Annotated in this window: 1 protein-coding gene; it reads right to left on the reverse strand. The window is 71.7% G+C overall.

The genetic code is table 11. The annotated features are described in order from the left end of the window. On the reverse strand, positions 1-604 hold a 604-nt coding region (locus A5701_RS25355), incomplete at both ends, for a polyketide synthase (RefSeq protein WP_197505066.1).

The following is a 604-nucleotide window of genomic DNA, read 5'->3' on the forward strand; positions in this document are numbered from 1 at the left end:
CGCGGCCGCCTCCAGGTGCCCGAGGTTGGTCTTGACCGATCCCAGCGCGCAGCCGCCCTCGCCGCGTCCGTAGGTGGCCGCCAGCGCCTCGAACTCGATGGGGTCACCCAGTATCGTTCCGGTTCCGTGGGTTTCGACGTAGTTGACGCTGTCCGGCGTGGCGTCGGCCTGCCGCAGCGCGGTGGTGATCACGTCGCGCTGGGCCGCCGCATTGGGCGCCGTCATGCCGTTGGACCGGCCGTCGGAGTTGATGGCCGACCCGCGCACCACGGCGAGCACACGATCGCCGTCGCGGGTGGCGTCGGACAGCCGCTTGAGCACCACCACCCCGCAGCCCTCGCTGCGCACGAACCCGTCGGCCAGGGCGTCGAAGGTCTTGCAGCGGCCCGTCGGTGACAAAGCGGACCATTTGGACAGCGCGATGCTGGTGAACGGCGACAGGGAGAGGTGCACCCCGCCCGCGAGGGCGACGTCGCTCTCGCGCAGCCGCAGGCTTTGGCAGGCCAGGTGGATCGCCACCAACGACGACGAACACGCCGTGTCGACGGCGACCGCCGGGCCGCGCAGCCCCAACAGGTAGGAGATGCGGCCCACCGCCGCGCTG

Source organism: Mycobacterium sp. E3305 (assembly GCF_001666785.1).
In the GTDB taxonomy this organism is placed as follows: Bacteria; Actinomycetota; Actinomycetes; order Mycobacteriales; family Mycobacteriaceae; genus Mycobacterium.